Here is a 7,446-nt window from a genome sequence, read left to right as displayed (position 1 = left end):
CGCCCGCCGCCCGCGCCGGCCGGCCCCCCCGGCCCCGCTGCGGCTGGGCCGCCCCAGGCCCCGGCTGCGGCTCGTCAGCGTCGCCCTGACGCTGGTGATGCTCGCGTTCGTCGTCCGGCTGCTGCAGGTGCAGGCCGTCGACGCGCCCGCGTACGCGGCCAAGGCCGCCGTCAACCGCTGGGTCTCGCACACCGTCGCCGCCGACCGGGGGACCATCACCGACCGGTCGGGCACCGACCTGGCGACGACCGTCGACGCGTACGACATCACCGCGGACCCGTTCCTGTTCACCTCCGCCCAGACGAAGACCGCGGACGCGCCCGCGCAGGCGGCCGAGCTCCTCGCGCCGATCGTCGGCGGCGACGCCAGGACCATCGCGAAGAAGCTCGCCACCCCGAACTCCCGCTACCAGGTCATCGCCAGGCAGCAGTCCCCGCAGGTCTGGAACCAGATCAAGGACCTCAAGCGGGCGCTGAACGACAAGGCCGCGAAGACCAAGGGCGGCGGCAGTGTACTGGCCGGCATCTTCAGTGATCCGCACACCAAGCGGGTCTACCCCGGCGGCGACCTCGCGGCCGGAGTGATCGGCTTCGTCAACGGCGAGGGCGCCGGCGGCGGCGGTCTCGAGGCGATGCTCGACCAGGAGCTCGCGGGCGAGGCCGGGAAGATCCGCTACGCCCAGTCCAGCGGCCGCCAGGTGCCGACCGCCGGAGTCCAGGAGCACCCCGCCGTGCCCGGCTCGGACGTGCAGCTGACCATCGACCGCGACATCCAGTGGGCGGCGCAGAGCGCCATCACCGCGCAGGTGCAGAAATCCCGGGCGGACCGCGGCTACGTCATCGTCCAGGACACCCGCACCGGCGAGATCCTCGCGATGGCCAACGCCCCCGGCTACGACCCGAACGACCTCACCCACGCCAGCGCCAACGCGCTGGGCAACGCGGCCGTCCAGGACGCCTACGAGCCCGGCAGCGTCAGCAAGCTGATGTCGATGGCCGCGGTCCTGGACCAGGGCGTCGCGACCCCGGAGACCCACGTCACGGTCCCCGGCACCCTGCCGCGCGCCGACCGGATCTTCCACGACGACATCGACCACGGCACCTGGTCGCTGACCCTCAACGGGGTGCTCGCCAAGTCCAGCAACATCGGCACGATCCTGGCGACCGGCCAGCTCGGCAGGACCCAGGCGCAGGCGAACGCGGTGCTGTACTCGTATCTGAAGAAGTTCGGGATCGGCGATCCCACCGGGCTCGGCTTCCCCGGCGAGACCCGCGGGATCCTGGCCAAGCCGCAGAACTGGAACGCCTCCCAGCAGTACACGATCCCGTTCGGCCAGGGCCTGTCGCTCAACGCGCTGCAGGCCACGTCGGTCTACTCGACGGTCGCCAACGGCGGCGTCCGCGTGGAGCCCAGCCTGATCCGCGGCATCACCGGTCCCGACGGCCGCTTCGTACCGTCCGAGGCGCCCAAGACGTCCCGGGTGGTCAGCGAGAAGACCGCCAAGACGCTGGCGACCATGCTGGAGTCCGTGGTCGGCGACGAACAGGGCACCGGAAACAAGGCGCAGATCGCCGGATACCGGGTCGCGGGCAAGACCGGCACGGCCAACCGGGTGGACCCGGTCACCGGCCGGTACAAGGGGTACACGGCCTCGTTCCTGGGCTTCGCGCCCGCCGACAACCCGCGTGTCACCGTCTCCTGCGTGATCCAGAACCCGACCAGCGGCAGCTACTTCGGCGGGCAGATCTGCGGCCCGGTCTTCAAGCAGGTCATGGAATTCGCCCTCAAATCCCTGCAGGCCGCGCCCTCGGGCGCGGAGGCGCCGCACCTGCCCGTCGAGTTCGACCCAGCGAAGAGGTGACAACGATCACATCCGACGGCGACCGCCCCGGCCGGGACCGGGGGTCTTTTGGCCCCGACCGGGGCCAGCCCGGTAACCTCACCGCCGTGCCAAAAGCTGATCAGTCCCCCCTCAAGCAGCCGGGCGCGCCCCGCCCGTCCGCAGTCCGTCCCAAAGCGCTGGCGGAGCTGGCCGCGCGGCTCGGTGCGGAGCCGCCCGCGGACGGCGCCCCCGCCACTGGCATCACCCACGACTCCCGGGCGGTCCGCCCCGGCGACGTCTACGCGGCACTGCCGGGCGCCCGCTTCCACGGCGCCGACTTCGCCGTCCAGGCGGCGGATCTGGGCGCCGTCGCGATCCTCACCGATCCAGCGGGCACCGAGCGTGCCGCGGCCACCGGTCTGCCGGTCCTGACCGTGGACGACCCGCGTGCCCGGATGGGCGCGCTGGCCGCCTGGATCTACGACGAACCGGGCGAGGACCTGCTGCAGATCGGCATCACCGGAACGTCGGGCAAGACCACCACCGCCTATCTCGTCGAGGGCGGTCTGCGGGCCGTGCACGGCAAGGCCACCGGTCTCATCGGCACCGTCGAGTCGCGGATCGGCGACGAGCGGATCAAGAGCGAGCGCACCACCCCCGAGGCCACCGACCTCCAGGCGCTCTTCGCCGTCATGCACGAGCGGGGCGTCCGGTCGGTCGTCATGGAGGTCTCCAGCCACGCGCTGGTGCTCGGCCGGGTGGACGGCGCCGTCTTCGACGTGGCGGTCTTCAACAACCTCAGTCCCGAGCACATGGAATTCCACACGGACATGGAGGACTACTTCCAGGCGAAGGCGCGGCTGTTCACGCCGCAGCGCAGCCGGGTCGGCGTCGTCAACCTGGACGACGCGTACGGCCGCCGGCTCGTCGCCGAGGCCGGGGTCCCCATCACCACGTTCTCCGCCGAGGGGGACCTGGACGCCGACTGGCGTGCCACGGACGTCGAGACCGGCCCGCTGGGCAGCACCTTCACCGTGACCGGGCCCAAGGGCGAGACGGCACGGGCCGCCGCCCCGCTGCCCGGCCCGTTCAACGTCGCCAACACCCTCGCCGCGATCACCGCGCTGGTCATCGCCGGCATGGACCCGCAGACCGCCGCGGACGGCGTCGCCGCCGTCCCCGGGGTGCCCGGCCGGCTGGAGGGTGTCGACGCGGGCCAGCCGTATCTCGCGGTCGTGGACTACGCCCACAAGACCGACGCCGTCGAGTCCGTGCTGCGCGCCCTGCGCAAGACCACCGAGGGCCGGATCCACGCCGTGCTCGGCTGCGGCGGCGACCGCGACCAGCACAAGCGCGGCCCGATGGGCGCCGCCTGCGCGCGGCTCGCGGACACCGCCGTACTGACGTCCGACAACCCGCGCTCCGAGGACCCGCTCGCGATCCTCGCCGCGATGCTGAACGGAGCAGCCGAAGTACCCGCCCACGAACGCGGGCACGTCATCGTCGAGCCCGACCGGGCCGCCGCCATCGCCATCGCGGTAGCCCGGGCCGAGCCCGGCGACATCGTGCTGGTCGCGGGCAAGGGCCATGAACAGGGCCAGGACATCGCCGGAGTGGTACGCCCCTTCGACGACCGGGAAGTACTGCGCGCCGCCATCGAGAAGGACCAGGAACAGCTGTGATCCCACTCACCCTCGCCGAGGTCGCTGACGCGGTCGGCGGGAGCATGCACGACATACCGGAACCAGGGACGCGCGTGACGGGCCCCGTGGTCATCGACTCCCGCGAGGTGGTGCCCGGCGCGCTGTTCGCCGCCTTCGCCGGCGAGCGCGTGGACGGCCACGACTACGCGGTGGGCGCCGTGAAGGACGGAGCGGTGGCGGTACTCGCCTCCCGCCCCGTCGGCGTGCCCGCGATCGTCGTCGACGACGTCGTGGCCGCGCTCGGCGCCCTCGCCCGGACCGTCATCGCCCGGCTCGGCGCGACCACCGTCGCCCTCACCGGTTCGGCCGGCAAGACCAGCACCAAGGACCTGATGGCCCAGTTGCTGGAACGGCACGCTCCCACGGTGTGGACACCCGGCTCGTTGAACAACGAGATCGGGCTGCCGCTCACCGCGCTGCGCGCCGAGGAGTCCACCCAGCACCTGGTGCTCGAGATGGGCGCCCGCGGCATCGGCCACATCCGGTATCTGACGGAGCTGACCCCGCCGCGGATCGGCGTCGTCCTGAACGTCGGCGCCGCGCACATCGGCGAGTTCGGCGGCCGGGACCGGACGGCCATCGCGAAGGGCGAACTCGTGGAGTCGCTGCCCGCCGCGGAACAGGGCGGAGTGGCGGTCCTCAACGCCGACGACCCGCTGGTGCGTGCGATGTCCTCGCGCACCTCGGCCCGCGTCGTGCTCTTCGGCGAAGGGCCCGACGCCGAGGTCCGCGGGGAGAATGTCCGGCTCAACGACCGAGGTCAGGCGCTCTTCACACTCCGCACACCCACCGGGTGCGCCGAAGTGACCTTGCGCCTGTACGGTGAGCACCACGTGTCGAACGCGCTCGCCGCGGCCGCCGTCGCCGGTGAACTGGGCATGCCCGTCGAGGAGATCGCCACCGCGCTCTCCGCCGCGGGAACCCTTTCGCACTGGCGTATGGAGGTCACCGAGCGGCCCGACGGCGTGACGGTCGTCAACGACGCCTACAACGCGAACCCCGACTCCATGAGAGCCGCTCTGCGCGCGCTCGCCGCCATGGGGCGCGGGCGCCGTACGTGGGCGGTGCTCGGCGAGATGGCCGAACTCGGTGAGGAGTCCCTCACCGAGCACGACGCGGTCGGGCGACTGGTCGTCCGGCTCAACGTCAGCAAGCTCGTGGCCGTGGGCGGCTTGGAAGCCGCCTGGTTGGATATGGGCGCCAAGAACGAGGGTTCGTGGGGTGAGGAGTCGGTGCACGTGTCCGACGCGGAGACGGCGATCGACCTGCTGCGCAGCGAATTGCGCCCGGGGGACGTCGTGCTGGTGAAGGCATCTAGGTCGGTCGGACTGGAGCGCGTGGCGCTGGCGCTGCTCGACGGCACCGAAGGTGAGGTCGCCGCGCGATGAAGCAGATTCTCGTATCCGGTGTGCTCGGTCTCTTCCTGTCGCTGATCGGCACCCCGCTGCTGATCCGGCTGCTGGCCCGCAAGGGTTACGGGCAGATGATCCGTGACGACGGTCCGAAGGCGCACCACAGCAAGCGCGGCACTCCGACGATGGGCGGCATCTCGTTCATCCTGGCGACCCTGGTCGCCTATGCCGCGACCAAGGTCATCACCAGCGAGCGGCCGACCATGTCCGGTCTGCTGGTGCTGTTCCTGACCGCGGGCCTCGGCCTGGTCGGCTTCCTGGACGACTACATCAAGATCGTCAAGCAGCGGAGCCTGGGCCTGCGGGCCAAGGCGAAGCTAGGCGGCCAGCTCATCGTCGGCATCGCGTTCGCGGTCCTGGCGCTGAACTTCTCGGACTCGCGCGGCCAGACCCCGGCCTCCACCAAGCTGTCCTTCACCCAGGACTTCGGCTGGACCATCGGCCCGGTGATCTTCGTCATCTGGGCGCTGTTCATGATCCTGGCGATGTCCAACGGCGTGAACCTCACCGACGGCCTCGACGGTCTGGCCACCGGTGCGTCCGTGATGGTCTTCGCCGCCTACACCGTCATCGGCGTCTGGCAGTACGGCCAGTGGTGCGGCGCCCCGCTCAGTGCCAACGGCGCCTGTTACGAGGTCAGGGACCCACTCGACCTGGCGGTCGTCGCCGCGGCCCTGATGGGCGCGTGCTTCGGCTTCCTGTGGTGGAACACCTCACCGGCCAAGATCTTCATGGGCGACACCGGCTCGCTGGCCCTCGGCGGCGCGCTCGCCGGTCTGGCGATCTGCTCGCGCACCGAGATGCTGCTCGCGATCCTCGGCGGCCTGTTCGTCCTCATCACGCTCTCCGTCGTCATCCAGGTCGGCTCCTTCCGGCTCACCGGCAAGCGGGTCTTCCGGATGGCGCCACTCCAGCACCACTTCGAACTCAAGGGCTGGAGCGAAGTCCTGGTCGTGGTCCGCTTCTGGATCATCCAGGGCATGTGCATGGCCATCGGCCTCGGACTGTTCTACGCCGGCTGGGTGGCCGCCTCGTGACAGCGCCGCACCCGGTGGCGACCGAACTGGCGGGCGTCCGCGTCACCGTCGCGGGCCTGGGCGTCTCCGGCGTCCCGGCCGCACGGGCACTGCACGCCCTGGGCGCCGTCGTCACCGTCGTGAACAGCGGCGACGGTGAGCGGGAGCGGACCGAGGCCGAGGGGCTGCGGGAGCTGGGCGTCACCGTGCGCCTGGGCGACGGCGACACCCTCCCCGAAGGCACCGGGCTTGTTGTCACCGCACCGGGCTGGAAGCCCACGAGCCCGCTCTTCGCGGCCGCCGAGGCGGCCGGTGTCGAGGTGTGGGGCGACGTGGAGCTGGCCTGGCGACTGCGGGACGAGAGTGCCGCGCCGTGGCTGGCGGTCACCGGCACCAACGGCAAGACCACCACCGTCCAGATGCTCGCCTCCATCCTCAAGGCCGCCGGCCTGCGGACCGCCGCCGTCGGCAACATCGGCGTCTCGGTCCTGGACGCCGTGCTCGGCGAGGAGAAGTACGACGTCCTGGCCGTCGAGCTCTCCAGCTACCAGCTGCACTGGGCGCCCAGCGTCCGGCCGCACTCCGCGGCCGTCCTCAACCTCGCGCCGGACCACCTGGACTGGCACGGCTCCATGGAGGCGTACGCCGCCGACAAGGGCCGGATCTACGAGGGCAACCAGGTCGCCTGCGTCTACAACACCGCGGACCCGGCGACCGAGGCACTGGTCCGCGAGGCCGACGTCGAGGAGGGTGCCCGCGCGATCGGCTTCACCCTCGGCAGCCCCGGTCCCTCCCAGTTCGGCGTGGTGGACGGCATCCTGCTCGACCGCGCCTTCGTCGAGGGACGGCACAAGAACGCCCAGGAGCTCGCGGAAGTCTCCGACGTCCAGCCGCCCGCCCCGCACAACATCGCCAACGCGCTGGCCGCCGCGGCGCTGGCCCGCGCCTTCGGCGTCGAACCGGCCGCCGTACGCGACGGGCTGCGCGCCTTCCGGCCCGACGCCCACCGCATCGCCCTCGTGGAGACCGTCGACGAGGTCGCCTACGTGGACGACTCCAAGGCCACCAACACGCACGCCGCCGAGGCCTCGCTGGCCGCCTACGAGTCCATCGTGTGGATCGCCGGCGGCCTCGCCAAGGGCGCCACGTTCGACGAGTTGGTCATCAGGTCCGCCCCGCGGCTGCGCGGCGCGGTGCTGATGGGCGCCGACCGCGCGCTGATCCGCGAAGCGCTCGCGCGACACGCCCCCGAGGTCCCGGTCACCGACCTGGAACGGACCGACACTGGGGCGATGGCCGCGGCGGTGGAGGCGGCGAGGGAGCTCTCCCGGCCCGGTGACACGGTTCTGCTGGCACCGGCCTGCGCCTCCATGGACATGTTCACCAACTACGGCAAGCGTGGCGAGGCATTCGCCGAGGCCGTGCGGGCCCTGGTACCCGAGAGCGCGGGACACGACAAGTAGCCGGGCGTCCCCGCTCCCCAAGTCGTAGAC

5 protein-coding genes are annotated in these 7,446 nt (G+C 71.7%); all 5 read left to right on the top strand.

Annotation, left to right across the window (positions count from 1 at the left end; all coding sequences use genetic code 11):
• A partial coding sequence (locus tag G3I60_RS41830) for a penicillin-binding protein 2 (protein ID WP_164608485.1) occupies positions 1-1,861 on the top strand: 1,861 nt, incomplete at its 5' end.
• Positions 1,858-3,504, top strand: a complete 1,647-nt coding sequence (locus G3I60_RS41825; protein ID WP_138356959.1) for a UDP-N-acetylmuramoyl-L-alanyl-D-glutamate--2,6-diaminopimelate ligase — start codon at positions 1,858-1,860, stop codon at positions 3,502-3,504. The genes G3I60_RS41830 and G3I60_RS41825, both read left to right, overlap by 4 nt.
• Complete coding sequence (gene murF, locus G3I60_RS41820; protein WP_138356958.1) at positions 3,501-4,913, top strand: UDP-N-acetylmuramoyl-tripeptide--D-alanyl-D-alanine ligase; 1,413 nt, start codon at positions 3,501-3,503, stop codon at positions 4,911-4,913. Before G3I60_RS41825 ends, murF begins: the two co-directional genes overlap by 4 nt.
• Complete coding sequence (mraY, locus tag G3I60_RS41815) at positions 4,910-5,974, top strand: phospho-N-acetylmuramoyl-pentapeptide-transferase (RefSeq protein WP_138356957.1); 1,065 nt, start codon at positions 4,910-4,912, stop codon at positions 5,972-5,974. The genes murF and mraY overlap by 4 nt, the downstream gene beginning before the upstream one ends.
• Before the next feature lie 14 nt (positions 5,975-5,988).
• Positions 5,989-7,416 carry a UDP-N-acetylmuramoyl-L-alanine--D-glutamate ligase gene (gene murD / locus G3I60_RS41810; RefSeq protein WP_138356967.1) on the top strand — a complete coding sequence of 476 codons (1,428 nt, stop codon included), beginning with the start codon at positions 5,989-5,991 and terminating at the stop codon, positions 7,414-7,416.
• Positions 7,417-7,446: the final 30 nt, after the last annotated feature.

This window comes from Streptomyces sp. SID13666 (assembly GCF_010548325.1).
GTDB lineage: Bacteria > Actinomycetota > Actinomycetes > Streptomycetales > Streptomycetaceae > Actinacidiphila > Actinacidiphila fildesensis.
Note: the sequence above shows the minus strand (reverse complement) of the source record. Positions and strands in the feature narration are given on the sequence as shown.

Bases quoted from the DNA above. Each gene is read 5' to 3' on its own strand.
- mraY (WP_138356957.1), top strand. From the start codon at position 4,910: ATGAAGCAGATTCTCGTATCCGGTGTGCTCGGTCTCTTCCTGTCGCTG.